General features: G+C 55.6%; 26 protein-coding genes, 1 tRNA gene, 3 pseudogenes and 1 riboswitch. Of the genes and pseudogenes, 14 read left to right on the forward strand and 16 right to left on the reverse strand.

The window, feature by feature from the left end; translation table 11 throughout:
• Nucleotides 1–152: 152 nt before the first annotated feature.
• The 4 genes from ACR0AP_RS15260 (at nucleotide 153) to ACR0AP_RS15275 (ending at nucleotide 3,957) form a co-directional block, all read left to right on the forward strand.
• Nucleotides 153–545, forward strand: coding sequence for a thermonuclease family protein (locus ACR0AP_RS15260; protein WP_480507551.1), 393 nt, complete (start codon nucleotides 153–155; stop codon nucleotides 543–545).
• A 251-nt stretch (nucleotides 546–796) separates the two neighbouring features.
• On the forward strand, nucleotides 797–1,729 hold the full coding sequence (locus ACR0AP_RS15265) for a hypothetical protein (protein ID WP_480507553.1): 933 nt from the start codon (nucleotides 797–799) through the stop codon (nucleotides 1,727–1,729).
• 29 nt (nucleotides 1,730–1,758) lie between these two features.
• Complete coding sequence (locus ACR0AP_RS15270) at nucleotides 1,759–2,985, forward strand: hypothetical protein (RefSeq protein WP_480507555.1); 1,227 nt, start codon at nucleotides 1,759–1,761, stop codon at nucleotides 2,983–2,985.
• Between the two features lie 717 nt (nucleotides 2,986–3,702).
• Nucleotides 3,703–3,957, forward strand: a complete 255-nt coding sequence (locus ACR0AP_RS15275; protein WP_480507557.1) for a hypothetical protein — start codon at nucleotides 3,703–3,705, stop codon at nucleotides 3,955–3,957.
• A 324-nt stretch (nucleotides 3,958–4,281) separates the two neighbouring features.
• Here the strand turns inward: ACR0AP_RS15275 and ACR0AP_RS15280 are convergent, their stop codons facing one another.
• The 12 genes and pseudogenes from ACR0AP_RS15280 to ACR0AP_RS15335 form a co-directional block, all read right to left on the reverse strand.
• On the reverse strand, nucleotides 4,282–4,641 hold the full coding sequence (locus tag ACR0AP_RS15280) for a hypothetical protein (protein ID WP_480507559.1): 360 nt from the start codon (nucleotides 4,639–4,641) through the stop codon (nucleotides 4,282–4,284).
• On the reverse strand, nucleotides 4,638–4,904 hold the full coding sequence (locus ACR0AP_RS15285) for a hypothetical protein (protein WP_480507561.1): 267 nt from the start codon (nucleotides 4,902–4,904) through the stop codon (nucleotides 4,638–4,640). The genes ACR0AP_RS15280 and ACR0AP_RS15285 overlap by 4 nt, the downstream gene beginning before the upstream one ends.
• Before the next feature lie 247 nt (nucleotides 4,905–5,151).
• Nucleotides 5,152–5,478, reverse strand: a complete 327-nt coding sequence (locus ACR0AP_RS15290) for a hypothetical protein (RefSeq protein WP_480507563.1) — start codon at nucleotides 5,476–5,478, stop codon at nucleotides 5,152–5,154.
• A complete protein-coding gene (locus tag ACR0AP_RS15295; protein WP_480507565.1) occupies nucleotides 5,475–5,918 on the reverse strand; it encodes a DUF5681 domain-containing protein in 444 nt (147 codons plus the stop codon). The genes ACR0AP_RS15290 and ACR0AP_RS15295 overlap by 4 nt, the downstream gene beginning before the upstream one ends.
• A gap of 146 nt (nucleotides 5,919–6,064) precedes the next feature.
• Entirely contained in the window at nucleotides 6,065–6,595 is a 531-nt protein-coding gene (locus tag ACR0AP_RS15300; RefSeq protein WP_480507567.1) for a hypothetical protein, read from the reverse strand.
• Between the two features lie 4 nt (nucleotides 6,596–6,599).
• Entirely contained in the window at nucleotides 6,600–7,505 is a 906-nt protein-coding gene (locus ACR0AP_RS15305; RefSeq protein WP_480507569.1) for a DUF7146 domain-containing protein, read from the reverse strand.
• Nucleotides 7,502–7,717: a transcriptional coactivator p15/PC4 family protein gene (locus tag ACR0AP_RS15310; protein WP_480507571.1), complete on the reverse strand. Its 216-nt coding sequence runs from the start codon at nucleotides 7,715–7,717 to the stop codon at nucleotides 7,502–7,504. Before ACR0AP_RS15310 ends, ACR0AP_RS15305 begins: the two co-directional genes overlap by 4 nt.
• A gap of 103 nt (nucleotides 7,718–7,820) precedes the next feature.
• The gene (locus tag ACR0AP_RS15315) at nucleotides 7,821–8,186 is read right to left on the reverse strand and encodes a hypothetical protein (protein ID WP_480507573.1); all 366 of its coding nucleotides are present in this window, start codon (nucleotides 8,184–8,186) and stop codon (nucleotides 7,821–7,823) included.
• A 108-nt stretch (nucleotides 8,187–8,294) separates the two neighbouring features.
• Nucleotides 8,295–8,495, reverse strand: a complete 201-nt coding sequence (locus ACR0AP_RS15320; protein ID WP_480507575.1) for a helix-turn-helix transcriptional regulator — start codon at nucleotides 8,493–8,495, stop codon at nucleotides 8,295–8,297.
• 103 nt (nucleotides 8,496–8,598) lie between these two features.
• Nucleotides 8,599–9,435, reverse strand: coding sequence for a hypothetical protein (locus ACR0AP_RS15325; RefSeq protein WP_480507577.1), 837 nt, complete (start codon nucleotides 9,433–9,435; stop codon nucleotides 8,599–8,601).
• Nucleotides 9,432–10,382, reverse strand: a complete 951-nt coding sequence (locus tag ACR0AP_RS15330) for a tyrosine-type recombinase/integrase (protein WP_480507595.1) — start codon at nucleotides 10,380–10,382, stop codon at nucleotides 9,432–9,434. Before ACR0AP_RS15330 ends, ACR0AP_RS15325 begins: the two co-directional genes overlap by 4 nt.
• 66 nt (nucleotides 10,383–10,448) lie before the next feature.
• Nucleotides 10,449–10,745, reverse strand: a pseudogene (locus ACR0AP_RS15335) (integrase arm-type DNA-binding domain-containing protein); the annotation flags it as partial.
• A 638-nt stretch (nucleotides 10,746–11,383) separates the two neighbouring features.
• Nucleotides 11,384–11,576: riboswitch (cobalamin riboswitch) on the forward strand.
• 153 nt (nucleotides 11,577–11,729) lie between these two features.
• Here ACR0AP_RS15335 and ACR0AP_RS15340 point away from each other — a divergent pair.
• From ACR0AP_RS15340 to ACR0AP_RS15355, 4 genes and pseudogenes are all read left to right on the forward strand, one after another.
• A complete protein-coding gene (locus ACR0AP_RS15340) occupies nucleotides 11,730–12,734 on the forward strand; it encodes an ABC transporter substrate-binding protein (protein WP_480507579.1) in 1,005 nt (334 codons plus the stop codon).
• Between the two features lie 50 nt (nucleotides 12,735–12,784).
• Entirely contained in the window at nucleotides 12,785–13,780 is a 996-nt protein-coding gene (locus ACR0AP_RS15345) for a FecCD family ABC transporter permease (RefSeq protein ID WP_480507597.1), read from the forward strand.
• A pseudogene (locus ACR0AP_RS15350) lies at nucleotides 13,777–14,286 on the forward strand (ABC transporter ATP-binding protein); the annotation flags it as partial. The gene ACR0AP_RS15345 and the pseudogene ACR0AP_RS15350, both read left to right, overlap by 4 nt.
• Nucleotides 14,287–14,667: 381 nt before the next feature.
• A tRNA-Leu gene (locus ACR0AP_RS15355) sits at nucleotides 14,668–14,753 on the forward strand.
• Between the two features lie 106 nt (nucleotides 14,754–14,859).
• Here ACR0AP_RS15355 and ACR0AP_RS15360 read toward each other — a convergent pair.
• A complete protein-coding gene (locus tag ACR0AP_RS15360) occupies nucleotides 14,860–15,357 on the reverse strand; it encodes a hypothetical protein (RefSeq protein WP_480507581.1) in 498 nt (165 codons plus the stop codon).
• Nucleotides 15,350–16,102, reverse strand: coding sequence for a helix-turn-helix transcriptional regulator (locus tag ACR0AP_RS15365; RefSeq protein WP_480507583.1), 753 nt, complete (start codon nucleotides 16,100–16,102; stop codon nucleotides 15,350–15,352). The genes ACR0AP_RS15360 and ACR0AP_RS15365 overlap by 8 nt, the downstream gene beginning before the upstream one ends.
• A gap of 606 nt (nucleotides 16,103–16,708) precedes the next feature.
• Here ACR0AP_RS15365 and ACR0AP_RS15370 point away from each other — a divergent pair.
• The 5 genes from ACR0AP_RS15370 (at nucleotide 16,709) to ACR0AP_RS15390 (ending at nucleotide 25,162) form a co-directional block, all read left to right on the forward strand.
• A complete protein-coding gene (locus ACR0AP_RS15370; RefSeq protein ID WP_480507585.1) occupies nucleotides 16,709–19,015 on the forward strand; it encodes a hypothetical protein in 2,307 nt (768 codons plus the stop codon).
• 130 nt (nucleotides 19,016–19,145) lie between these two features.
• Nucleotides 19,146–21,086 (forward strand): type I secretion protein, encoded by a 1,941-nt coding sequence (locus ACR0AP_RS15375; protein ID WP_480507587.1) that lies wholly within the window; start codon nucleotides 19,146–19,148, stop codon nucleotides 21,084–21,086.
• Between the two features lie 40 nt (nucleotides 21,087–21,126).
• Nucleotides 21,127–23,349 (forward strand): type I secretion system permease/ATPase, encoded by a 2,223-nt coding sequence (locus tag ACR0AP_RS15380; RefSeq protein WP_480507589.1) that lies wholly within the window; start codon nucleotides 21,127–21,129, stop codon nucleotides 23,347–23,349.
• Between the two features lie 2 nt (nucleotides 23,350–23,351).
• The gene (locus tag ACR0AP_RS15385; protein WP_480484913.1) at nucleotides 23,352–24,704 is read left to right on the forward strand and encodes an HlyD family type I secretion periplasmic adaptor subunit; all 1,353 of its coding nucleotides are present in this window, start codon (nucleotides 23,352–23,354) and stop codon (nucleotides 24,702–24,704) included.
• 272 nt (nucleotides 24,705–24,976) lie between these two features.
• The gene (locus ACR0AP_RS15390; protein ID WP_267368020.1) at nucleotides 24,977–25,162 is read left to right on the forward strand and encodes a hypothetical protein; all 186 of its coding nucleotides are present in this window, start codon (nucleotides 24,977–24,979) and stop codon (nucleotides 25,160–25,162) included.
• Here the strand turns inward: ACR0AP_RS15390 and ACR0AP_RS15395 are convergent, their stop codons facing one another.
• Entirely contained in the window at nucleotides 25,163–25,921 is a 759-nt protein-coding gene (locus ACR0AP_RS15395) for an alpha/beta fold hydrolase (protein ID WP_480507591.1), read from the reverse strand.
• Nucleotides 25,922–26,012: 91 nt separating this feature from the next.
• Here ACR0AP_RS15395 and ACR0AP_RS15400 point away from each other — a divergent pair, with 91 nt between their 5' ends.
• On the forward strand, nucleotides 26,013–26,387 hold the full coding sequence (locus ACR0AP_RS15400; protein ID WP_209507997.1) for a hypothetical protein: 375 nt from the start codon (nucleotides 26,013–26,015) through the stop codon (nucleotides 26,385–26,387).
• Nucleotides 26,388–26,500: 113 nt separating this feature from the next.
• Here ACR0AP_RS15400 and glyA read toward each other — a convergent pair.
• Nucleotides 26,501–26,756: pseudogene (gene glyA, locus ACR0AP_RS15405) on the reverse strand (serine hydroxymethyltransferase); the annotation flags it as partial.

Here is a 26,756-nt window from a genome sequence, read left to right on the forward strand (position 1 = left end):
CTACTTAGGCAAGAACGTGGCGTGAACATTTGTCTCAATCTGAGGTATCTTTGTGCCTTGGTGTGAACGGTGATTCCCCCTGAAAACAACACTGGCTTTCCATTGCGCCGGATAGGGGTGAAGAGTTTGCGCGGATTGCCTATATCGTCGGAATGAAACGCTTACTTTTACTTTTGATCCTTCTTGCGCCTTCCGCCCATGCAGCCAGCCTGCATGTGCGTGACGCTGACACGATTGTTGTCGATGGAACTCCGGTGAGACTGAACGGCGTCGATGCCCCCGAGCTCGGCACACGTTCCGGTCAGGACGCCAAGCGCTGGATGGTGAACTATCTGCGCGGCAAATCCATTTCATGCGATTTGAACGGCGAACGTACGCATGACCGTTGGGTTGGTGTCTGTTATGCGGATGGCCAGGACATAGGGGCCGCTGTAATCGCCGCTGGGCACGCTTTGGACTGCCGTAGGTACTCAGGTGGCCGATACCGGCATTTAGAGACCCCAGCGGCAAAATCACGGCTCAGGCGTGCAAGGTATTGTGAGTGAGGGCTTGGTTGTTTTGCTCAGTAGTACGTCAGGCAGTGAAAATAAACTGGTTCGTTCCTAAACTTCGAAGCTGAATTTCCTATTGCCGTTCAGATGATTGCGATGGCTCTTCATTATATCCTGAAAACGCCAAACTGGTGACATAGTCTTCATCAAAATTGAACTTGAAATTGCCGGCTTGCTACCAGCCTTGATTTTTGGCTAAGTTGACCGAAATCATATTTTTCAAAACTAGATTGAGGATTCATCTCGTGTGTACGTTCCTTTCGACGTCATTTAGAAGTGGAACGATTATCAATGCCAAGAAGCGCGGCGAGGATACTTCCGGCGCGCAGATAGTGAACACCTTCCGAGATGCCAGAAGAATTGGCCTTCAAATAGCTCCGCGTAAAGATGCCTATCTAAGTGCGATAGGCGCAGCATTTGCGGCAAAATCTGATGCCCGTGTTTACTGCGCTGAAGACGAAGAAGTTACAGCCAGGTTTGACCCGGGACTGATCCTGGACTTTCCATTGACAACAATCGAAGTTGGCGGGTGGACGCTTTCAGCGCGGTCCTGCCTGACCGTCTGTTCTGGACAAGCTCAAAGCAAGGTCTGGACGCGCGTTGTCGGAAATTCGAATTTTTCCCACCTCTCGCTTTCGGAGAGTGATGTGCGCGAACTGCATAGAATCTCGAAATCCTATGCTGAAACTGCAAACGATATGATTGTGCAACTCTACGAAAGCGACTTTTCGAGTGCGCAATCGTTGGACGTCTTACTGGAAAAATCAGGCTGGATCGACGTCTTTGCTGTGGATTGCGCCGGGTCAGAGATATCCTCCGCTATTAGGGATTTATATTCTGAACTTTCATGGTCGGTTGAAACAAAATCGATAGCTAACTCAGAGCTAGCTAAAACTCTTAGGAGAGTTACTGCAGTTTCTATGCCGGAGAATGGGCAGGATGCGACGTCCACTCCTGAGTTTACGTTGAAGGAAAGCTCTGAATTTGTTCCGTTTCACGCAAGAAATGGGTCCGAATCCGTTTTCGTAGCTACTGCCGATGACTGCCACGCGTACATTTCAGGCCTCGTCGATGCAGGAAGCGCCTCGACGGCCGAAGAAAAGAAAAACGAGACTGACACGCCTAAAAGCGTTGGGGCTACCGCTGAGTTGGCAATGCAGATAGGCGCAGCATATTAGTTGTACTGGTAACAAGTTAGGTTCCAAGATTGAGTGATTTCAAAGACCGCTTCCTTAAAGCATTAAAACCGTACCATCGAGCCCACGTAGCACTTCAGCAGTTTAGTCGTGAAGGTAACGCATTAGTCGACGGAGAGCAGCTAGTCGAAGCAGCTTCACTCGGCGTTATCCTCAAAGCAGCGGAAGACATAAGTCGACCCGACAGAAAGAGGCTCTCAGAAAGCAAGAAAAATGCAAAAGAGCTACTCTCACAAGATAGCATTACTCTATCAGCGGTTGGATTTGCGCGAGATGATATTGCAAGCTTGAGAGACGTCGATGCTGGCCACGGAAACAGTTTTCGATTTCGAGTGTCAAAAAAAAATGGTTTCCAATTTGTAAAAGTTAACCCGGACGCGGACGAAGAAGTCTTGTTTGACCGTGACAGGTGGGAAAAACAACGTCTGAGCGCACTCGATACAGCGATTGCGCAAGGTGCAAACATTATTAGTTTTGGCGAAACAGACTACCAAGAGCACTCTGACCGGGCGTGTGAAGAGAAATTTCAAGAAAAAATCAAAGCTAAAATCGATGCGGTTGAAAGGCCTATTTTTTTTATCGCAGGAACCGACTATGACCATGAAGAAAATGGGGATGCTTCCACGTGTCTCAACAGGGCTCGAATTTTTCCCAACAAGACCCTATTGAGCCAAGAACGCGATGACATTCCGAGCAGGCCGATACTGCATTCAAAACTTCACGCCGCCGAGCGCACTGACGAGAGAATATCTTCTCCGGAACGCCCTAGAATAGTCTACTATGAAACTATTCTGGGCAATATAGCCGTACTTATTTGTGTGGATGCCTACAACCCAACAGTTGCAATGTCGCTTTTACGAAACCGTGGAAGCCTCGACAAAGATCAAATAGACTTTATTTTGGTGCCCTCCTATAACAAGAGCGCTAAGCTCTTTTATGCGTGCCAGGTTCTGAGCCTCTTGTCCGGAAGCGTTGTAATGCTGATTGACACGTGCGGAAAAGAAGCGACTAAACCAGCGCAAACAGCTGTATTCGTTCATGGGCGACTTTTTTCAGACCTGCTTGAAGACCCCGATGTGGGCTTAGATACATGTGGTGAGTACCTTTCTGAGCATCCGCACTCTCCGGTAAGGACCTGTCGCCTGTCACTGGACTTCCTACGAGAACTGCGTTCCAAGGAGACTTCTCTGACACCGACATTCAACCAGGTAGTTCATCATTTTTTGCGCGCTCCATAGCCTTAAATCGAGAAATTCCACGACTCACCCTAGCGGATCAATGCTGAACGACATTGAACTTTTTGTCGCTCACAGGACCACTGGGCAGCAATGCGTGACTGGCTGGTTCGGAATGACGTTCCTGCTCCAAACAATCTGCCGGGGTGGCCAGAACAAGAATAAGGGCTGGCTGAGGGGGTCGAGGCCAGCCCCTATCTTCGTCACGAGGGGGTAAGTGGTTATTCTGATCCCAATCTATCCAACTCAAGCAGAGCCCGAAATTGGGGGATTCCCGTAACATTGCAAACTTCACCGAAAAAGTTTGTTTCCAAAGGGCAAACAGTGAGTTTCAAAACGAGATGTGGACACAATTTTGCCGCAATGCGATCCTCTGTCCGTGGGTGGCGCGTGTTGATTTTAGAGCGTTCCAGTTTTTCCATCTGGATTTGAGGGGGTTGTTGAGTTCGGCGCGCCGCCCCACGAGTACTTCATCGAACCGCCAGAGTATTGAACTGCACTTTCCGAGTGCCGGAGCGCCAACGCACTTTTCATCTCAAGGACGCAATTTGAACACTCTCCGCAAATATTAGTGCGGAGCGGCGCGCCTTGATGGGGATTATGATTTCAATGAGGGGGTACGAGTTCGGCGCGTCGTACCTTTGCAAAGGCCCACTGGCCTTCACGCGGATTCTGCTGATATGACATTGTCTGCGTTCGAAATTCATGGGTAGCGTTGTCATGGAAATCTATGAACCGAAGCTGGTGATGTCAGACAAGTGCAAGGCTGTACTTTTAGACGGGTATCGGTTTGAAATCGAAATCTACCGCTTGGACAACCAGGACAAATGGACGTTGGAAGTGGTGGACTATGAAGACGCCAGTTATGTCTGGGACGACAAGTTCAACTCGGACCAAGAGGCTCTGGATACAGCAATTGAGATTCTGAACAACGAAGGCGCATTGGGCTTCACGGGGAAAGAACAGAAACCTTAAGGCAGGCTTGGGGTCGTTGGCGTTCAACATTCCTGGCTGTCCGAACCGAGCGCTTTGCGGCAAAGTCTGTGGTTTTTTGCCCCTCTTCAATTTGTGCAAATTTTTGCACCTTTTCGGCTGTGGGTCGGCCCCGGCGTTCATCCATCTCATTCGCAATTGCTCGGGCGATGGCGACCCTCTCAGACGGAGTGAAGTCCTTTCGAACCTCGTTTTCAACAGAGTTGGTCTGCAAACTTGCAGAGCTACGCCCGTTTCCAACTTCGCTGCAACCATAGCCCGTTGGCTTACTGCCAGGTGGCGGCGGTGCAGTATGGCAATGCAATTTCACTCATCCGCCAAATTATTCAGACTTTCATCGCTCAGCCTGCTGGTTTTAGCCTTCTCCAAAACAAGCTCCTCGTCTGCCGCAGCCAACGCGATTTCCAACTCTTCATCGGTCATGTCTTCAAGACGTTTGTCGCCTGCTGCCATGGCATAGACGCGGCGGGCAAATGCATGCTCACACTCAGCTTTATCCCGCGTGATTTTGCCAAGCGTGGTTCCGGCAATAATTGCATGGTGAAACACGGCAGGCCCGCATTGTTGTCCTTCCTTTGCAGGCACAACGCTTACGAATAGGGGCTTTCTTTTCGCCTCAGTGAAAACTGCAGTTTCCAGCTTGTCTAGTCGGCGTCTGATGCTCATGCGTCCACACCAATCCGTTTGCTGTCGGCGGCTATGTCAGCCAACAACTCATCTAGATCCACAACGCCAATCGTTGGCTCTGTGGCGTCGTTGTCATGAATTATCCACTCATCAAACGGCTCTGAGATGTTGGCAGTAAGACGGGCCACAACTTCGCGCACCTCATCTTCATCCGTCATGTCTTTCGGTAAGTGGATAATCGCCGTCATTTTCTTGGTGCCCTTCCGGGCTTCCAGCTTGGATATCCTGCTCTTCACGCTCATGTCGTCTGTCTCCCTCAAAGTTGATCCGCGTCTGATTCAAGAAAAACACTTCGCTGCCCGGTAGGGTTTACGCGTCTGGTGAACGCGCTCTGATCCTCTCGCGGCTTGCGTTCGTGCAAATTGCCACCGACGTACGCGCTTAGAATGACTGGTTCACCATCGTCTTTGCCTTTGAAGGGGGCAGAGATGTAGATGACCGTTCCGTGGCTGTGTGTTTGCTCCAATCTCTGGACTCGGTTCCTGATGGTCATGTTTGATGCTCTTCTCGAGTTGGGTTGCAGTCAGCGCCGTTGGCCGCGTCGAGAAATGCTGAGAAAAGAACAGCGCTGTCGGTTTCGTGCTTTGAAAACTCGACACATTGCCGAGCCACTTCGTCATCAACACGGCCATCCATAATGAGGGCGGCAATTTCCAAAGGTGACGCATTGGCAGTCAATTGGTTCAACGGTGTTTCACGCATACGTTCCGCTGTGGCCAGCAATCGCTTTACCAGTAGGTTCGAAGCGCCCGAGTTTGAGATGGCACTTTCCAACTTTCTACTTTCCAAAGCCGCTAACCTGTTTCTGATGTTCATTTCTGTGTCTCCAATGCCGTGATGCGTTTTTCCAATTCGGTCGTTTCCAGCACCCGCCTGTACTGCTCTATCAGCCCCATGATGGTTGCTCCCTCCAACGGGGTTATCTCGCCCTGAGAAACCGCCTGTAGAACCGCCTGCGCCGCCTCTGAGGCCTCCTCTGCGGATTGGATGGCAGGCAGGTCGAAATTAACTGGCGCGTCCTTTCTGGTGGGCGCTATTCGTTCCAGGCACAGCCGTAAGGCCGTGCTGTCGCCTTCAAGTGCCATATCCACCGCTTTTTGGGTGATGACCTCGGACTGCCCCTCAAGCAGTTCCTCAACTGCTCTTGTGACTCGGTGCCGGGTTCCGCGTGGCTTGCCGGGATTGCCTTGAGCGAATTTCCCGTTCTCGTCAGTATACGTATTGGCCACGTTTTTTCGTTCGGTTTCATCCGCCATCACTCATGCCTCGCCGTGTTTGGTTATTGGTGCAGAAGGTGTCCGTTTCCCCCAGACCCCCTGGTAGATTAAGGATGTCTCAAAAATTGCGACGTGAGAGCGCTGAAAAAGGCCGTTTACGTCTTCATTTTTGCGACGGCACGTCTTCATTTTTGCGACGTCCTTTCCTTACACGTCTCAAAATTTAAGACGGTCACGTCTTCAAATTTGCGACAGGGTTTTATTTTTGAGCTTCTTCCAGAAGGGTTATGTGCTGCGGCTTTGTGGACGCGAAAATCATTGCCTGACGCCCAGTCGCGATAGAGCATCCGCCCACCTCTTCGTTCGCTATGCGGCAATTCGATTTCCGTCAGTTCGTACAGTGGGGAACGGGCCTCACCACCCAAACCAAGCTGAGCTGGTTTTGTGACCACCAGAAAGCCCTTTGCCTGAAGGTCGTGGAACCCGCGCGCAGCGGTGTTGAGCGACTTAACCCCCAATGCTTCAGCCGCTTGCCTGACACTGAATTGGATCTTGCCGTTATTGTTCGCTTGCGGGCCGCGCCATTCAAGCTTGAGCCAAGGGTACAGCGCTTGAGCGACGGGCGAGAGGGCCCGCCAAGCGGGCTCCTCCATCATATTGCGCACGAGCTTTGTGAAATGCTCTCCGCGCCTTTCGTTATTCTTGTCGCGTCCCATTCGGTCACCTCAGTCCAACAGAAAGCTCGAACGGCATCGATTCAGCTGCGCTCTTAATCGCAGACCCCGCTCCTAAGACGTCATTCCAATCCTGCCCGTCTGGCGCGGGCATCATTGAAACTTTCCAACCAAGGGAACTGGCACGGCTGGCGAGCGCATGACCGGCCTCACGTCCGGCGTCATCGCCATCAGTCGCAACAATCAGGTTAGTTGGTTGTTCCGGTAGGAGCAGAGCTTTCATTCCCGATGTGCTGAGCGTGGCCCAGACCGTGGCAGGGCCGCTGAGCAGCCCCGACAGCAGCGACAGGCCGGTTTCCATGCCCTCGCACACCACAAGCGGTCCTACAGCCTCTGACAGGACCACAGCGCCACCACAGCATGGCCCCAGCATCATCTTGGCCGACTTATTCAGGCGGTTGCCCTTCTTGTCGAAGAACGTTCGGTGAATGCCGCCGGTCGTGACCTGAGCCACCATAGCCATGCACCAAGACGTTGACGGGCCGTGAAAGATATCCGGCGCGAAACGCAGGGAAGGCGGAAGGGGGCAGGTGATACCCCGCCCGCGCAAATAGGCCTCGGCTTTGGTGCGCTCGATGGGGTGAGATGCTTCCCAGATCCCGCGCGCCTGCTTCAACTTGTTTTCCTCATATGCCTTGCGGTTTTTGTCCGCTTCGCGCTGTGCCTGCGGATCGATCCTCGCCGAACTGGCAGGGACGTTGGCAGCGTCGGCAATGTCCTTGAAGCCGCAGCCGTCCTTGAAGCAATACAGCAGCAGCTTGCCACCGGATTCTGAGATAGACAGGGCCGTCTGGTCTTTGCGGCGCTCGGGCTGGCAGACAGGGCAAGGCGCAGAGCCCCGCCCATTGCGCCAGACACCACCGAGATTGAAAGTCAGGTCTTGGGCGGTCATTGTGCACCGCCTTCCTGGCTTGCGATGTCCGCCAACGCCTTCTGAATGTCGGGAAGCAGGGCGGCGTTGAACGCCACCCCTTTCTTTGTCGGGTACTTCTCCCCATCCTTCGCCAGATACCAGACGCGGACATTCACAACGTCACGCCCCATGTAGTTCTGGCGGCTGAGCCTGATTTCTTCCTGAGAGTTCTTCTGAATAACAGCGGTCACGACCGAGCCTCCCCATAATGCAGGCTGGCAATCAAACGTGCAGCGGTTTCGGACAGGCCGTGTTTGCGGCGCAGGGTGCGGGCTTGGAGTGTGCGCGTTTTCATTAGCGCACCTCCTGACTGTCGATCCGGGTGACTTTGCTGACGAGAAAGTAAATGCCGAACTTCTGGCGTCCGGTGTCGGCATCGCCCCGATACATCTTGCATTCGATGTTCACGCCGTCATCGCGGCGTAGGGGCAGTACCTGGTCCGACAGGCGGCAGTAGCTGGCCGCATAGAGTGGCGACCGCATCAGGCCCTCAAGGACTTGGCGCTTGTGTTTGGAGGCATAGATTTCGCGCGGCTCATGACCCGGATCTGTGACCCGGTAGAGTGCCGGAGCCGTTAGGTTGGGGAGGTCTGCCCAGCGATACACGCGCAGCGCGTTGGTAGGTGGGCGTTCGACTTCAATTGTTGTCTGAGTATTCATGTTTCTGCTCCTTGGTTCTTGCACCAACGGGCTGAAACGGTTACATTTGCAACTGTCTCACCAGCCGCAATCGTATACCGCCCGCGCCCTGTATCGGGGTGCGGGTTTCTACGCGGCGGTACGCTGCGCCTTGGCTTTCTCAACTAGATTTTGGATTTCGGATTCAGACCAGCGCGTGGTCCCTTCCAGTTTGACCGGTTGCGGGATTTTCCCTGCTGCGGTCCTGCGCCAGACGGTGGCGACACTACAGCCAAGAATGGCTGCGGTATCCCTCACCGAGAGAAGGCGGTCTCTCGTGACTGCATTCATCTTTGCTACCTCGCAATTAGTTGCGAGGTTATGCTATGAAATTGAATTATATGGATAAATCAGACAAAATTCAGGAAAGTGAGGGTATCTTGTCCATACAGAATTACCCAGAATTTAGGTATTCTGTCCCCCTCTGTCCGGATGAAAGCCATAGCTGCTCTTCAACCTCATTTCCAAAGGGAAAAAAAGTACCCTTGTAGCCGTTTGATTTGACGGCGATATCAGCCAGTCGTGTAAAGTTCTCCCCCTTCATGCCCGGGATTCCGTCACAAAATCGCGTCAGAAACCCTTCAAAGCCCCGAACCGGAAGGTGCCTTGCAGGTCTAAAACCAGTAACGCTAAAAAAAATATCAGCCGCATCGCGAACAAGGTAGTGGTGAACCCAGTTTGGCGGCGCGCCCTTGGTATTTATTTTGCCCGAAAATGCCGCAATAAATGCCTCTACGGCGTGTAGCTCGCCCTCTACCATCTCCAATCGGGTGGTAATCGCTGACCTCGCCACCTCTAAGGCGTCTTCAAACTGAATCTTGTACGCAAACCTACGAACGCTTCGAGGGACTGCATCTACTTTCCCCGCAACTTGTTTCTGAATCTGAAGCGCATCTAGCAATGCATCCCGCGCCTTTCTCAAATCCCCGACGCTAGGCACACCATCAAAAGCAAAGAGAATCTGAATTGTGGCGATCCGACAAAACAGTTCTTCCGACCTTGTGGTGTTTAACAGAACCATGTCATCGGCGCTAAGGTCCTGCAGCCAAGCAACGGCTTTGAATTGCTCGGTGTCTGTTATCTTAGTCTCAATGCCGCGCTCGTTAAGCTCATCAACAACTTTTTGAATTCTTGGTGTCGATGGATACATCCAGCCGTAGTATTTTGCCGAACGCTCGGGCGGTAAAAGAGCTTCAAATAAACCCTTTGGCGGCTGCAGTGGTTCGCTCATAGCCCCGTCCCCCTAAGCGTCATCACGTCTGCGCTTTCCCGTGTCACCAGTTCGGCCCACTTATCCAGAGCAACCGCGCGCTCTGCCAGCAATTCTGCCTGATTGTAGACACGAGCGACGGCGCTTGGTTTTGAGCCAGTTGCCGCGTGGTTCAAAACGCGATCCACCACCGATTCCGATGTACCGCGCTCGGCCATGTGCGTTGCGAATGCGGTCCTGAAATCGTGAAGCCGCCACGGTTCAATGTCTTCGCCAAGAAGCTCATCAAGACGTGCTTTCATCTTGCTCCACCCTGAAATTGGGGTGCGTCCCGTGGTGGTGAACAAGAGGTCAGATGTAGCAGATTTAGCAGGGGTGCTACCCGATTTCTTACTTTTTCTGGCCTCGGCCTTTGCTTGTTCACGACGGGACAGCACTGCCTCAATCTCGGATAGGGCAGGGGACGACAGGTGGGTAATGTGCCCCCTGTCGTTCTTTTCCTGAGAGATGGTTTTTTTGAACCGGGTCTTTGAAAGCTCCAATTCGCTTTTGCGTAAGTTATTGATCGAGGTTCGCCGCTGAACCGTCAGTATCAAGAGGCGAACAGGCGGCCCCCACAAATCTCCGAGTTCATATGTTTTCTTCCAGATGGTTCGGATTTCTTCCAGGCTAAGAACGCGTTCCCGAATTTGCTCTTTGGTGGCGCGCTCAAGGCGGTCCCCAATATCCTGTTCCAAATATTCCCGACGCCATGCCCAGCGCGTGAAATGCTTGAGCGCGGCCCGGATACGGTTGGCCATGAACAGCTTGCCCTCTTTGGCCTTGTCATCAATCGGCTTTTGCAAGTTGGCGCGCGTTAGATCCCCAATTGGTTGGGCAAGGTGCTTTCCTAAGGCGTCTTCAAGCTGACGCTTTCTTTCTCCTTGGCGCTTCAAATTCGATAGGTGTAGTTCGTCGTAGTCATCCAAAACGCTTTGCAGCGTGTGGGCCGTGGCAGCGGCTCTTTCCTGCTCCCTGCGCGCCTGCTGTGTCGCTAATACACGGTCAAAGCCCCTTGCGGCTTCGGCTTCTATCTCAAGGGCCAGTGCACGAGCCTCAGCCAGCCCAAGCGCTCCATCCTCGCGCTTCCCCGCCAGAGACCAGCTGCAATAGGTGCCAAAGGTGTGCTTACGTTTCGCGCCACCCTTCACGCGCTTTTCGTACATCCAGACAGCGCGGGTAGGGTACACCCTCAACCTCAGCCCGGTACGCTTTGTGTCCGATATCTCGTCCCGCCCTTCAGTCGGTGGCTTGAGTTTCATTAGGAAGGCGTTGGTAAGCTCTTTCTTCACGTTTTCGCCTCTGGGGGACTCATGGGGGACAAAACGCCCGAGATTGAGTGATACAGTTTGAGGCCAGATTAGACGCTAATTGCTCAGGGGACAACAGGGTGAGTAAATAAAAGGTCAGTTTTCAAAGGAGTAATTGCGACTGAACGAGACAAGCTGAGATTGGTGGCGACTGTGCGGCTGAATCAACGTATTTCTGATTTGTAATCAGTAGGTCCGCGGTTCGAGTCCGTGTGGGGGCACCATTATCATCACCTCAGAGCCTTTGTTTCCTTATTTCATTGGGTTTTTAGCCCGGAAATTGGAACACAGATAAGGGCACTCTTAATACACTTAAACGCAAACACGTGAATCACAGTCTGTCCACCGGGTTAGGTGCTAGAACCCCTCCGCTCGAAATTCGCAAGAAACCGTTTTGAAGGCGGCCGGTGTGTTGGATGAGATCAGTGGACTGGGCCGCGACGAATAGTGACGTCACGGGCACTTTGCTGGCGTTACCCAAAACGTAACAAGAATCCACCTGGAATCTTCAATTGTAGTCCGTTGAGAAAACAAAAAGCGCCGTCTTGTAGCGTGGCTTCTTGCTCCAAGAAAATCTGAGGGATACACCCGAGTTTTTTCTTGCCGCAGGGTAAGTGTTAAGGTACCCGCGTTTTACCGGTCCCGATGTGGCTAAGAGGGAATCCGAGGTGCCTTTTGGTGCCAACCGGAACTGCCCCCGCAACTGTAGGCGGCGAGCGCTGTCCATTTCCGTCACTGGGCCATTTGGGTCTGGGAAGACAGGACAGACAAAGACCCGTCAGTCAGGAGACCTGCCGGTATGAAACCGAAACACACCGGGCGGGGTTGTCCGGGGAGGTTGCCGAAGAAACGCGCTGGGCGGGCTGTATTCCACTCTGCGCTTACAGCAGGCAGAAAAGCGTCTGTTGCTTCGGTAAATGCCCATTCACCCGTTCTCTGGTCATTGACACATGGAGATCGATTGTCATGTTTCTACGCACTGGCCTGATTGGCCTTTCCTTGCTGGCTACCAGCGCTGCCGCCGAAGGAAACTTTCCCCTAACCATCGAAAACTGCGGTCACTCGGTCACGTTTGACGCGCCTGTGACGTCGTCAGTCACGATCGGCCAGGCCGCGACCGAGGTGCTTTATGCGCTGGGTCTGGGCGAGCAGGTTCTTGGAACTTCGGTCTGGTTCAACGAGGTGCTGCCTGAATATGCCGAGGTGAATGCCAAGGTAGAGCGTCTGGCGGACAATGATCCCAGCTTTGAAAGCGTTGTTGCCAAGCGGCCGGGACTGGTCGCAGCGCAATATGAATGGCATGTCGGACCCGAGGGCATCGTCGCCACGCGTGAGCAATTTCACGAACTGGGCATTCCAACGTACGTAATGCCTGCAGATTGCATCGGCAAAGACAATACGGTCGGCGGCGATGGCACCCGCCTGCAAGCGTTCTCGACCGATACGCTGTATCAGGGTATCGAAGAACTGGCGGCAGCCTTTGATGTATCCGAACGCGGCACGGACCTGGTTGCCGAGTACAAGGCCCGCGAAGCCGCAGCCGTCGCCAAGGCGCAAACCGTGAAGCTGGACGATGTGTCAGCCGTATTCTGGTTTTCCTCTCCCGAAATGGAAAGCGACCCGTTTGTGGCCGGACAGAAAGGCGCACCGGGATACATGATGAGTAAATTGGGTATCCGCAACGTCGTCGAGACGGATGAAGAATGGCCAACAGTGGGCTGGGAAACCATTGCCAAGGCCAATCCGACGGTGATTGTTATCGCCAAGATGGACCGCCGTCGCTTTGCTGCGGACGACTACCTGAAAAAGCTGGAATTCCTGCGCACTGATCCGGTGACCAGCCAGATGGATGCGGTCAAAAATGACCGGATCGTCATTATGGATGCGCAGGCCATGGACGCCACCATCCGCGCAATCCCGGCGCTGGAGGATCTGGCCGAGAAGCTGGATACCATCGGAAACAACCTGTGAACGAGGTCGCCGCAGTTTTACGGCAGGGTTTCAAGGCCGCGTGCCTTACCGTGCCATTGTTGATTGCGGCGGTCCTTGCGGGCGCGATGATCGGGGAAACCTCGCTGTCGCCCGATTTGGTTCTGTCCGTTCTGGCCAACAAGCTGGCCGGAGCGGACCTGCCCGTCGACCCCATTGATCAGGGTATTATCTGGAGCTATCGGCTTCCTCGCGCTCTGGTCGCGGCGTCCTGCGGCGCTGGTCTGGCCGTCGCCGGGGTTGTGTTGCAGGCTTTGCTGCGAAACCCGTTGGCTGACCCTTACATTTTGGGCATTTCTGCCGGGGCCTCGACGGGTGCCGTGGCTGTTACCATCGCTGGTTTGGGCGGTGGGGTTTTGTCGCTGTCTTTTGGCGCGTTCAATGGCGCGCTTTTGGCTTTTGGTTTTGTCGCGTTGCTGGCTCGTGCCGCTGGCGCAGGGGGCGGGCGGGCTGCGACGGCGCAGATCGTCTTGGCGGGAATTGCCGGGTCTCAATTGTTCAATGCGCTGACGGCGTTCGTTATTGCCAAATCCGCCAATGCCGATCAGGCGCGCGGGATTATGTTCTGGCTGATGGGAAACCTCAGCGGCGTCCGTTGGCCAGATGTGTATCTGGCCGTTCCGGTGGCACTTGCCGGTTGGCTCATTTGCCGCTTTCACGCCAGAGCACTGGACGCCTTTATTTTCGGCTCTGATTCAGCGGCCTCGCTGGGCATATCGGTACGTCGGGTGCAGGCAACCCTGATCTTTGCGACCGCGCTCACGACAGCTGTCATGGTTTCTATCGTCGGATCCATTGGCTTTGTTGGGCTGGTCATCCCTCATGCTGCCCGGTTCCTTGTGGGACCGGGGCATCGCAGGCTTATCCCAACCGCCGCCTTGATCGGAGCGGTCTTCCTGATCGGCGCAGATATCGTGTCGCGCATCATCATCCCGGGTCAGGTTCTGCCGATTGGGGTGGTCACCGCCCTGATCGGTGCGCCTGCCTTTGCCGTAATTCTGGTGCGCGGCCAGAGGAGCGCCCGATGAAGATCGAGGCGCAAAACCTGACATATTCCGTTCGCGGCAAGACTTTGCTGTCAGACGTATCCTTTGTCGTGGAGCCCGGCGAAACACTTGCTTTGGTCGGACCTAACGGTTCGGGAAAATCAACGCTGATGCGCCTGCTGGCGGGGTTGGTACGTCCGGTTTCAGGAAAAGTCGTCATAGCGGGTCATCCCGTTTCGCATTTGTCGCGCAGACAAATTGCCCAACGGATTGCCATCGTTGAACAACAGGCTGATACGGCCGAACGCGTGACTGCACGATCCGTGGTCGAACTGGGCCGCACGCCCTGGCTGTCGGCCTTACGGCCGTGGCGCGCCGAGGACACCTGGCAAGTCGACAAAGCCCTGCAAACCGTGGAAATGGCCGATATGGCACACAGAGAATGGGCGACATTGTCGGGAGGAGAGCGCCAGCGACTGCACATCGCACGCGCTTTGGCTCAGCAACCGGGACTCTTGCTTTTGGACGAACCGACCAACCATCTGGACATTCATCACCAACTGTCGATCCTGAACTGTGTTCGAATTCTAAAAGTGACGACAGTGATGGCACTCCACGATCTGAATCAGGCGATGGCCTGTGACCGGGTGGCTGTTTTGTCAAAAGGGCGGCTGGTCTCTCTTGGCCCGCCCGAACAAGCCTTGTCTTTGGAAACCGTTTCAGAAGTTTTCGGTGTTAAAGCACAATGGGGGTTTAGTGCCGGCGGGACAGAACGGTTCCTGTCCTATCATCTGGACTAACAAGGCCGGATTTGTTCCGGCCGCCACCGGGGCTTTCAGCTAATTTTCCTGACCTTGCGGGTCAAAGCACATTGTTATCATCTCGTTGTGCTTGTAAGGACGTTGCACTGTCCGAAAGGGCCGTGCCGTGCGGGCGTGATGGAATGGTAGACATATCAGACTTAAAATCTGAAGGGCGTATGCCCGTGTGGGTTCGAGTCCCACCGCCCGCACCAGGCACTTTCGACAGGAACATTCCATCGCCCGGGTTGCGCGTCTTCGGGACCGCACATGCAGTGAAGCGCAGACTACGTCGTCATGGCGTCCTATTCATGACCCGGCCTATACCGGATACCCCAATTCCCGGATCAGCCTCCAGATATCCTGGTTCGCGGCTGAAAGCTGGTTGACGACCGCTTCGATTTCGTGAAGCGCGTCATCATCTACCGTATCCGCGCGACCCAGTTTTATATCGGTCTTGCGGTCAGCAATCCGCATCAGGATCGTTTTCGGGTTTCCGCTCTCCTGATCGAATGAATAGATGCAGTGGTTATACTTGTTTCGGATGCCCGAAAGCTTGCTGAGCCGTTGCGTGCGTTCAAGGATCGGGTCGCGAACCTGCGCGGGCCTTCCCTCCATCTTGGCAAGCCGTTCGACCAGATCAATACGCGCGCGGGTTGTGTTTAGGGTCAGGAAGATAATGACGGCCACGTCTTTCGACGTTCCGGAAAGGCCAGCGATCAGGTGGATCAACAGGCTTTCGGTGTTGGTCCACATATAGTTCAGCCTGCCAACCAGAAGGATCAGGCGATCGAACCGGGCTTCGAACGTATCAGTCAACGGCGGAGTGCTGCGCCTCGTGCGGCGCAACCTCATAATAGAAATGCGCGGCAGCGGTGCGGTTGCTGACGCCGATCTTGCCAACCACGTTGTGCATATGCAGTTTGACCGTGTGTTCCGTAATTCCCAGTTTGGCCGCGATCAACTTGTTGCTTTTGCCCTGCGAGACAAGTTGCAGCACCTGCTTCTCGCGACGCGTCAGCTTCAGATACCGCGACTTTTGATCGACTCCGTTAGGTGCGCTTGTCGCTGGACGGGCAGGGATGCCCCGCGTGCGCTGGCCCAGGAATGTGGCGCAATCGGCAAGGAAGCTGGGTAGGTACAGTTCTTCATGCATCAGAAGCCTGAGGATGGCGCGCCAGGCATCGGGCGCCACATTCATCGGCAGAAATCCAACTTCGCCGAACTGCGCGCGATCCCAGGATTCAAACATATGCCGGGCCGATTCTTCTTTGCGATAGGCAAATGCGAGACAGCCGGATCCCGTACTTTTGGTATAGGCCAGTGGGCGCGCCAACAGGTCTTCAAGCATCATCTGGTCAACAACAATAATCTTGCTGCAACCGGGTGTGTGGCCGTTCATAGATTCGAGGGTTTCGAACCGCTGAGCGCGAACCCCGAATTCAGTTTGAACGCTTCTTAGGGTCTGATTGGAGTAGAATAATTCTTTTCCAATAAAGACAACCGAAAAATCTTCTGAATAAAGATCCTGATTGGCAGTTTCTTCTATCAATGACACACTCATCACATTCCCTCGCAAACAGGGTCAACCAAAAATCTCTTTTTTGAATTCTGGCGGTCTAAAATAGTTAACTAATCAAATAGGTAATTAACTTTTATTATACTCGAAAGCATGGTTTCCCACAACCGGGAGGAGTTCTTCCAGAGCCCGTGCCATAGAACTTTCGGTTAGGTTTCCGCTTGGGTTTTTGTGCAACCAGCGGAAACAATTGAATTATTTTGTTGCGATTTTTTGTAGGTGGGTCATGCGGGGCAGGTGAGCGCAAACTCAGGTGTATTCTAAAAGTAAGTAATAAAAACAACGTTGTAACCACCTCAAAACTTTCGACTAGCTAGGCGTGGGCGTGCGTCGCTGCGAACATGGCTGGGCTTCAATTGTCGAAGCGCCTGTCCCTGTCGCGCCGGTCATTGCGTATTTCAGCAGCCTTCATGAACCGCCGCGCTTTCGGCTTAGCCGGGAAAGGAGGTGGCCATTTAGAAACTTCCACAGACCGCTTTCAGCGCGTTCATGCGCTGCGCGGGTATTTTTGTTTCAATCTCGCCTGATGCCGCTTTTTAGATGAATGGCGGTCTGGCGTTCCAGAAATAGGAATTTGTCATGAGACGTAATGTGAATAATACAAACGTAACAACCGTCGACGAAATTAATGTCGAGAACCTGGAAGCTCCGGTTAATGTCGAAATCCCGATTGATGAGGCGTTTGTCGAAGCTGACCTGACTGCACAACAGCAGCAGCAGGACCAGACTGTCGAAAACTCCAACGATCAGGGCCAAGACCAAAATCAAGGCCAGGATCAGGGTCAGGAACAAGGCCAGGACCAAGGTCAAGATCAGGGCCAGGATCAGGATCAAGGTCAGGATCAGGACCAGACGCTCAATGCTGGGGATAACACCAACGACAACTCAAACAGCAACGCGATTAATATCGACTTTGGTGGCGGAGAGTGGATTCCGCGCGATGATGATCAGGTTGATCTGGACTTCGGAGATAACGCGTCGGTTGGCGACGTAATCACCGCAGGCCGTGATCTGAACTATGATCCCGGCGATGACATGAATGTCGATATCTCAATGGATGGTGCCGGAACCGCAATGGCGTCCGTCAACAGTCAGGTCGCCAGTCTGAGCGATGACGACACGCTGGAATCGGCGTCAGTTTCGAACAATTCCGGTTTCTACCAGAATGGCAGTGCCTATGGCGGTACCGCCAATGCTGAAGAAGGTATCGGCGTCAAGTCCAACGGTGGAGATTCGGGCGACGGTGGTACCAGCTATGGTGGTTCGGCAGACTCGACCACGCTGGGCAGCCATGCGTTTGGCGCCGGTGGCGATACCGGCAGCGCCGACGCGGATTCGAGTGGCGGCGCAGGCGGTGATACCGGTGACGCAAATAACGCCAGCATTGGTGTCGGCCTGTCCGGCGCAGGGGCTGACGGTGACAGCACCGGCGGAGACGGCGGCGACGCTGACAGCTCGTCTTCTGCTGACAACGACGGCAGCACAAGCGTTGACGGTGACGGAACCGGCGGTAACGGCGGAAGCGCAGATTCGTTTGGTCTGGGACTGGGCCTTGGTCTGTCTGGCTCGAATGCCTCGGGTAGCGCCGATGGCGGCGACAGCGATTCCGACTCGAGCGGCACGGGCTTTGGTCTGGCCGGCAATGACGTAGACGCCGAAGGTTCCGACGGTGGTGACGGCAGCGCTTCGACAGAAGGTTCGTCGTCGAATTCCAGTGACAGCACAACCGAAGCCAATGATGCGACTGCCGGCAGCAACGCAGCAGAGGGCAGTGCTGACAGTGGTGCGGACAGCTCGGCTGATGGAACTGGCGGATCTGGCACCGGCGGTGAAGGCTCTGGCGGCGAAGGGACCGGTGGTGAAGGATCCGGTGGCGACGGCACAGGCGGTGACGGTACCGGCGGTGACGGTGAAGGCGGATTTGCCGCTATGGTCGAAGCTGCAATCATGGCCCTGCAGGAAGAGCTTGGCATGGTTGATGCCGAAGCGGGCGAAGGCGGTGACGGAACCGGCGGTGACGGAACTGGTGGCGATGGTTCGGGCGGCGATGGCGCTGGTGGCGATGGCTCAGGCGGTGACGGTTCGGGCGGCGATGGTTCCGGTGGAACCGCCGACGCGGATTCGGATGCGCAGGGTGTTGGCGACCAGTCCGCAAGCGGCCCCGACATCAACCAAAGCCCAGGTGACGTGAACGGTGCATCTAGCAATTCGCAGAACACGGATGGCAGCGGTGGTGATGGCGGATCAAATTCGGCCAACGGCACAGCGGACGCAGCAGGTTCTGGTACGTCTGCAGCAGACGGTGACGGCGGAGCAGGCGGCACAACGACGCCCACATCCACGTCTTCGGGCAACGGTGCCGGTTCTGCCGATGCGGCGAATACCGCCGGTGATGGCGGAGCGGCGGATGTATTCGGTGATGCCGATACAAACGGAGCCGCCGACAGCCTGGCTGAAGCAATCGCTGGATACGGTGGTTCGGGCATGTCCGATAACGATGCCACATCGACCGGTTCGGGCGATGCGACCGGTGCGGCCAGCTCGGGTGCCGGTGGTGCCGGTGGCGCGTCCGCCGCAAATGGCGGAGCCAGCGGATACTCGACCGGTACAGCTATGTCCGGTGACACCATGGGTGGAACCATCACGGGCGGCAGCGCGGCTGGTGCCTATTCGGGTGACGGTGGTGCAGGCGGCAACGCTGGCAACTGGGGCTCGAACAACGGTGGCGATGGTATCGTGACCGGCGAGTCCTATGCCTCGGCAGCGGCTGTTGTCGACACCTCGGCCTTTAACCAGTCGATCGTCATGGGCGCCAACGTGCTTGGCAACTCGGTCGACACGACCATGGTCGGTGGTTCGATGACTTCGTCCTACGCAAGCGACGACAACGACGCATAAGTCATAAGGCGGGGCACGCATTATCGGGCCTCGCTATTTTCGAAAATGCCGGGGCCGCGAGCAGTGGCCCCGGCCCAACTGAACCCAAAGCGGAAATTCTGGCCGGTGCGGGTGAAAAAGGATGACCGACATGGCCCTTGACGCAATAACGGAAACGATAGCGCATTTTGTTGGAGCATTTGAACTTACGATCGAACAAGCCCGGCTGCGGGACCAGTATGACGAATTCACCGCCCTGAGGCGAAAAGCCGAAATTGACGGGCTGGACGATCCTGCTGCGATCCACATCAGGGCCGACCTTGATATCCCGGCGGGCGAGTACAAGCTCCTCCCATACAATTTTGCCCCACCTCAACCTAACCTGCCGCTACCAGACGCGCCGAAGGGGCCTGTGCATGAATCGGTGATTATCCTTGGTGGAGATGGGCCGGTTTCCGAGCGTTTTGTCCCAGACGACACGATTGGACCATCATCCGTTCCCACACTCGTCATTCTGCAGCCGGACAACGTGCCGTTGGGGTCTGCGGTAAGTTACACCATGCAAAAGGTTTTCCTGCGTGACAACGATACGGTGGGCGAGGGTGAATTTCGCGACTCGGACGCGTTGATCGCGAAAGGTGAGCAGATGCTGGACATGGCGTTGTCCCTTCATGCCGTGGCAAGCCCGTCATTTTCACTCGCGGACTACCAGTCAATCGAGATGGTCGAGGCACTGGCCGAACAGATGCTGAATCCGATGAACGGGGATGTGGATGGCGTCACCGTGTATCAGTTCCATGGCGATGATGCCCTGGGTGTGATCGTCAATGGCGAGCACATGGCCGAAGCACCTGAATGGACCGACCTGCTGCCCGCTTTCCATCAGCCGGATGAGGCGACTGGCGATGAAGCGGAAACGCCGTGGCCTGCCGAATGGGATCAGTCCAGGGATCCCGATTTTGACGACGGGCATCTGGTGGTGACCGGTGGCAATCTGGCGATCAATGCAGTGTCCGCGACAATTGGTTGGGTGGATGCTCCGTACATTGTTGTAGGCGGGCAGGCTGTCAATCTGACGGTCATCAGTCAGGTCGCGCTTGTTTCCGATTGGGACGTGGGTGCCATGAATGCCGGAAGCGGTACCAACCTGGTTCAGTCTTCGGTGATCGAAGTCGAAGGCAAAGAGGCCGCCTGGCTGGACAACGCCGACGGAACAGGCGGCCAGCCCGCATATGTTGTTGTGGACTGGGTTCACGGCGATCTGGTGGTCGCGAATTTCATCAACCAGCTTATTGACGCTACCGATATCGATCACATTCAAACCGAAATTTCAGCGACATCCACGCTTTACGCGCTGGGCGACAACGAAATGTACAATGTCGCCGATATCGTGCAGCTGGGCAGCTATTACGATCTGATCATGATCGGCGGAAACATGATCTCAGTCGATATGCTGGTTCAGTCCATGGCCCTTATGGATGACGACATCATCAACGGTGGAGTACCCGCGTCGATGATGGACGGTGATGAAAACCTGCTCATGAATGACGCGTCGGTCAAAACGATCGGCAAGGACGTTCACCAGGATATGCAACAGAATATGGCTGACGCGCTGGCCATACAGGAAATGGACATGGGCGCGTTGGAAGACGCGCTTCTGAATGATCCGATGTTCGCCGGGATGGAGCAGTTGCGCGTCCTCAGGATCGACGGAGATCTTATGCAGGTGAACATCGTCAATCAGGTCACGATGATGCTGGATCAGGATGATATTGACCTGTCGGGCCCGAATGCTGCCGGGGCCGAGGTTGTCGCAGGCAGCAATGCCATGCTGAACTCCGCGCATCTGACCAAGATGGGTGTGGACTCGACAGTCATGGCGGGTGACGGTTCGTATTCCGATCTGCTGTTGCATCAGGCCAGCCTGATCGACATGCCGGACAACGACGAGATTACCGCGATGACCAATGAGGCAATTGCCGCCATCATGGGTGACATGACCGTCGCGCAACCGGATGCGGCTCTGGCGCTGAATGCCCCGGCTCTTGATCCAACAACACCTGACGACGGCCTGCAAACCATGCTGGCCTGATCCCCTCAAGAATTTTACCGAGTGACCAGAAGGTTTCTAAATGTCGTTTGTTTTTTCGTCGCGCCGCCATCCTTTATCCAGCCCGCTGGACAGGCAAGGCGGGTTGGGTCTGAAGCGTCAGGGTACCGAGCCGGGGGCAGATCCTGCAAATCGGGCCACAGGTGCCTCTACCCGACTGCATCTGACGCAGGAGTTCCGAGTGCCTGACCCAGATCAAACCCGGCCGGTCGAAAACGATACGTTGAAATCGGCCAAAGACCAGAAACACTCATGTGAACAACCGCGCGCTGAACCTCCCCATTGGCGTGCGCCGCCGCAGCCCGTGCAAGACAAGGACATTGCGGGCGGTGGTGACGGGGTGGCTGATGCTGACGGCCCGGATCATGCAACCGCGGACGAAACGACAGCGCGCAAGACCCCCTCTGCGCGCGCGTCCGGCGCGGATCACATGGGCGCGACGATCGAGGCCAAGGCAAACCAGCCACTGTTGCGGACAAACTCCGGCGGCGGTGACGGGAACGGGCCACCCCAAACCTTTCACAAGCGCACCCCGCCCGAGGATTTCCAGCGCACATTGCGGGATTCGATCCGGGCGATCCGGCGTAACCTGGCATTTGTTCTGGTGCTGACCTGCGCGACCAATATTCTGATCCTGTCGATCCCGATCTACCTGTTTCAGATCAGTGACAGAGTTCTGACCAGCCGGTCCTTGGATACGCTGATCATGTTGACGGCGATCGTCGCCGGGGCTGTGATTTTTCAGTCTGCATTTGATGCGGTGCGGCGGTTTACGCTGATGCGAACCGGTGTCGAGGTTGCCGTTCGTTTAGGTGCACCGGTGCTTAGTGCGGCTGCGCACGCGTCGTTGCACGGAAACGGGCGCGAATATCAGACTCTTGGCGATTTGCAGCAACTGCGCGGTTTTCTGGTTTCGGGCACTTTGATTTCGTTTCTGGACGTGCCATTCGCCCCTCTGTTCATTCTGATGATCTTTCTCGTGCACCCGCAACTGGGCATGATTGTCGTGGTGACGGCGCTGATCCTGATGACGATTGCGCTGATCAACCAGAAAATGACAGCCAAACCCTTTGCCGAGGCGAACAAGGCGCAGTCCATGGCGAACCTGCATCTGGATTCCATGTCGCGCAACAGCCAGATCATCAACGCCTTGGCCATGATCCCCGAGGCGGTGCGGATCTGGGGGCGGGACACGGCCCAATCCCTGACCTGGCAGGTGCGCGCGCAGGACCGTAACGTGATCTTCGCGGCGATCTCGCGCGCTGTTCGTCTGCTGACACAGATTGGCATTTTGGGATGGGGCGCATTTCTGGCACTGCAGGGAGAGATTACCGGCGGCATGGTGATCGCGGCCTCGATCATTGCCGGGCGCGCCTTTGCGCCCATCGAAGGTTCGATTGAGGGGTGGAACAGCTACCTGCTGACGCGCGCGGCCTATGGGCGGATCAAGGCGCTGCTGTCCACCTCGGCCCTGCAACATGAGAAGTTGCGCCTGCCGCGCCCCGAAGGCCGGTTGGATGTAGAGCGGTTGCTCTATGTCCCCGGTGGAACCAAACGTGTGGTTCTGAACGGGATTACCTTCTCACTCATCCCCGGTGAAACACTGGCGATTATCGGCAATTCCGGTGCGGGCAAAACCACCTTGGGCAAGACCCTTGTCGGGTCCGTTCTGCCCACGTCGGGAAGTGTGCGGCTGGACCTGATGGATATCCGAAACTGGGACCCGCGCCAGTTTGGGGAAAGCATCGGTTATCTGCCACAGGATGTGCAGCTGTTCCCCGGAACCATCAAGGACAATATCGGCCGGATGCGTGCCGATGCCACGGACGAACAGATCCATGACGCCGCTGTTCTGGCCGATGTACACAACATGATCGCAACCTTGCCGCAAGGATATGAGACTGTGGTGGCCTCCGATGGATCGCCTTTATCGGGCGGACAGAAACAACGCATTGCGCTGGCGCGGGCGTTTTTTGGGAACCCACGAATGGTTGTGCTGGACGAGCCGAACTCGAACCTTGACGTTGCCGGGGACAAAGCCTTGGCGCGTGCCATTGAACAGGCGCGCGAAAGCAAGATTACCGTGGTCGTCATCACGCAGAAACCGACCCTGCTGAATGTGGTCGACAAGATCATGTTGCTGACCGATGGGCGCGTCGCATTGTTCGGTCAGCGCGAGCAGGTTCTTCAGCAGATCAACGGGCCGCGCAAACGGACCGGAATTGAAGGGCAACAGGGAGGCTGACCATGAATGACCTCGTACCCGTAAGGCACTCTGCCGGTGAACCTGACGTCTGGTATGCGGAAGTTCCGCGCTCGATCAACCGCTTCATTGTCATCGGTATAATCATGCTGGTCGTCTGTTTTGGCGGTTTCGGAGTGTGGTCCTTCAGCGCCCCGCTGGCGGCGGCGGTCATCGCGCAGGGCAGCTTTGTCGCCACCGGACGCAACAAGATTGTCCAGCACCTTGAAGGCGGGATCATCGAAGACATCAAGGTCACCGAAGGGCAATCGGTTCAGGCAGGTCAGGTGCTGATGACGCTGGATCAGACCTCGGCGCAGGCCAATGAGCGCGAGCTGTTCATCCGCAAATTGCGCTTGCAGGCGATGACCGAGCGATTGCTGGCGGAATATGGGGAACGGGATCGTCTGGTCTTTACGCCAGATCTGGTCGAGGCCTCCAAAGACGTGGAAGTCATGGCCATTCTCGACGGTCAAATGCTGAGCTTTGATGTGTCGCGCAAGACCTTGCTGAATGATGTGGCACTTTTGGAACGCAATATGGAGGCTTTGAAGATCCGGGCAAGTGGCTTTGAGGCCCAATTGGACAGCATGGTCACACGTGCCGAGATCTTGCAGGAAGAGTACGAGTCCAAAAACCAGCTTTTCCAGAAAGGGCTGGTTCGAAAGGGCGAATTGAACACGATCCGGCGTGTGCAGGCCGAAGCCGAGGGGCAGCAGGCCCGGTTGCAGGCCGAGGCCGCTGAAATCAATCAGATGCTTCTGAAATACCAGGAACAGATTACGCGCACCCGATCCGCCTATCGCGAGGCTGCACTGGATGAATTGGGCGTGGTCGAGGCAGATCTGGAAAGCGTGCGCGAAAAATCCCGTCAGGCCCGTAATGTCCTGGACCGGGCCGTGGTACGGGCTCCTGTGACCGGGACAGTGGTTCGCCTGCATTATCATACTCCGGGTGGTGTGATCGAAACGGGCGAACCCATTGCCGAAATCCTGCCTGCCGATGCGCCGTTGATTATTGAGGCGCAAATCCCACGCACCGAGATTGATAGTGTGGTAACCGGGCAGACCGCCTCGGTGCGACTGATCGCGCTCAATCAGCGCACAACGCCGGTTTTGTACGGAGAAGTCTTTTATGTCTCTGCCGACGCGCTGCTTGAAGAGGCGGCAGGCGTTCCAAAAGAGGTATATCTGGCGCGTATCTCACTTACCCCAGACGAGCTGCACCGGGTCAGCGGCTTTGTTCCTACCCCAGGCATGCCTGCGGAAATTATGATCCAAACCGAGGAACGAACTTTTGCGGCTTATATCGCCAAACCTGTGTCGGACAGCATGTCGCGTGCGTTTCGCGAGCAATAACCTAGGTGGCTAAGGCCGCTGGTTCATCTACCTCGAGTCGCGTTCTGATCCTTTTGGGAAAAGCGTGAAAGTGAGGGTGTGTACCTTTGACGGTGCAAGACTTGGGTTTTCACACGCTCCACATCCTTGGCGGGTTGGCGGATCGGCTCAACGGTGGTTGCGAAATCACAGGTTCATGAAGCGCCAGATTTCCGCATCTGATGCAAATCAATGCAAAACACATTCGAATCGAGACATGTTTGGCCGGAAGTCATCATAAGGAACACCCGACCATGTTTCGCCTTGCCGCCATGCTGTATTCACTGATCGCCACTGCCATTTCAGGTTCTGCCGTAATCGCTGTGCTGTCTGCGGGATTGGTTTCCGTCAGCGCAATTGTCGGCGCAGCAGTTGCCGGGGCGGTGATCGCTGCTCCGGCATCGTGGATGGTGGCCCGGCGCTTGTACCGGGGCACCTGATCAGGCGTTCAGGAACGTCCGAACCGCTGCTTCGAATTCACGTGGTTTTTCGGCGTGCAGCCAATGCCCGGCTCCGGGTATTTTGGCAAAACGCGCGCCGGAAAACAGCGAGCGGATTTCAGGGCGGTGTTCCGGCAGGACATAATCCGATGCCGCGCCCGACAGGAACAGGGCGGAGCCATTCCATGTGGCGTCCAATTTGGGGAAGCCCATGATCTTTGGCATCTCGGCTGCAAGAACATCCAGATTAAGCAGCCATCGTTTTCCCTTGATATCCAGCGATTGGGTGAAAAAGCTTTGCAACGCTTTTTCAACGCCTTGATCGGCCAGTTGCATTTCCGCATCCGACCGGTGGGTGATGCGCGAAAAATCAACAGCCCGCATGGCCTCGATGAACTGGATTTGGCTGTGCGCGTATTGAACCGGCGCGATGTCGGCGACCACCAGCTTGTTCACCAACCCATTGTGCCGCAGGGCCAGGGTCATGGCAGCCTTTCCGCCCATGGAATGCCCAAGAACATCCGCCACGCCGCCGATCTGTTCTATGACTTCGGCGATATCCTGTGCCAGATGGGGATAATCGTGGCTCGGGTCCCACATGCTGTAAGCATGGTTGCGCATGTCCACCGCCACAACCTGCCGTTCGTCTGAAAGCCTTTTGGCAATGACGCCCCAATTCCGAGCAGATCCGTAAAGGCCGTGTGCTATTACCAGCGGTGGGCGGGCGGTCGGTTCGCCATGTACAATCGTGTTCAGCATAGCTTGCGTGATACAAGCGCCTACAGCGGATCACCAGCCCCATTGTAGGTCTTTGTGGTGCAGGCTAGATTGCGGCGGCAGGAGAGAGCCCATGCCTCAGGACCCAGACATTCAGACCCGGATCGCCGAGACGGTGGCCTTGCTGCGTGCCAAGCTTGGCGTGCGCGACAAGACGCTAGAGGCATCCATTCGCAAGGCAAAACGACGTCTGCCGCGCCGGGTATACCGGCAGGCCATGGTGCTTGCCCGGTCCGAGGCGATGGCATCGCACCCGAAGATGCGGCTTATTCTGGATACCCCCAAGCTCGTCAGGGCGTCGGACGTGGTGCAGGACCATCTGGGAAGCATCAATCTTGCGGATCGCAGATGGGGCTGGTTCCTTGGTTTGCTGGGGGGGCTGGCTTTCAACCTGTTGGCTCTGACAGCGTTACTGCTTGTCTTTCTGTGGTGGCGCGATTTGATCTGACTTTCAGAAGGCTGCCAAGCTGATGCTTGACCTGATCTCCTTCTGTCGAAGCGGTCGCTCAAACAACAAAAAACGGCGCTTCAAGAGCGCCGTTTTCTTTTCGTTTTAAACGTTTACAGGTTTGGGTATATGGGGAAACGGTTGCAGAGGTCAGCGACCTGGGCGCGGACGCGGGCTTCGACTTCGGCGTTGCCGTCTTCGCCGTTGGCAGCCAGGCCGTCGACCACTTCGATGATCCAGTCGGCGATCTGGCGGAATTCGGCCTCGCCAAAGCCGCGGGTGGTGCCGGCGGGGCTGCCCAGGCGGATGCCCGACGTGATGGTCGGCTTTTCCGGGTCAAACGGCACGCCGTTCTTGTTGCAGGTGATA

The organism is Ruegeria sp. AF7 (genome assembly GCF_056541885.1).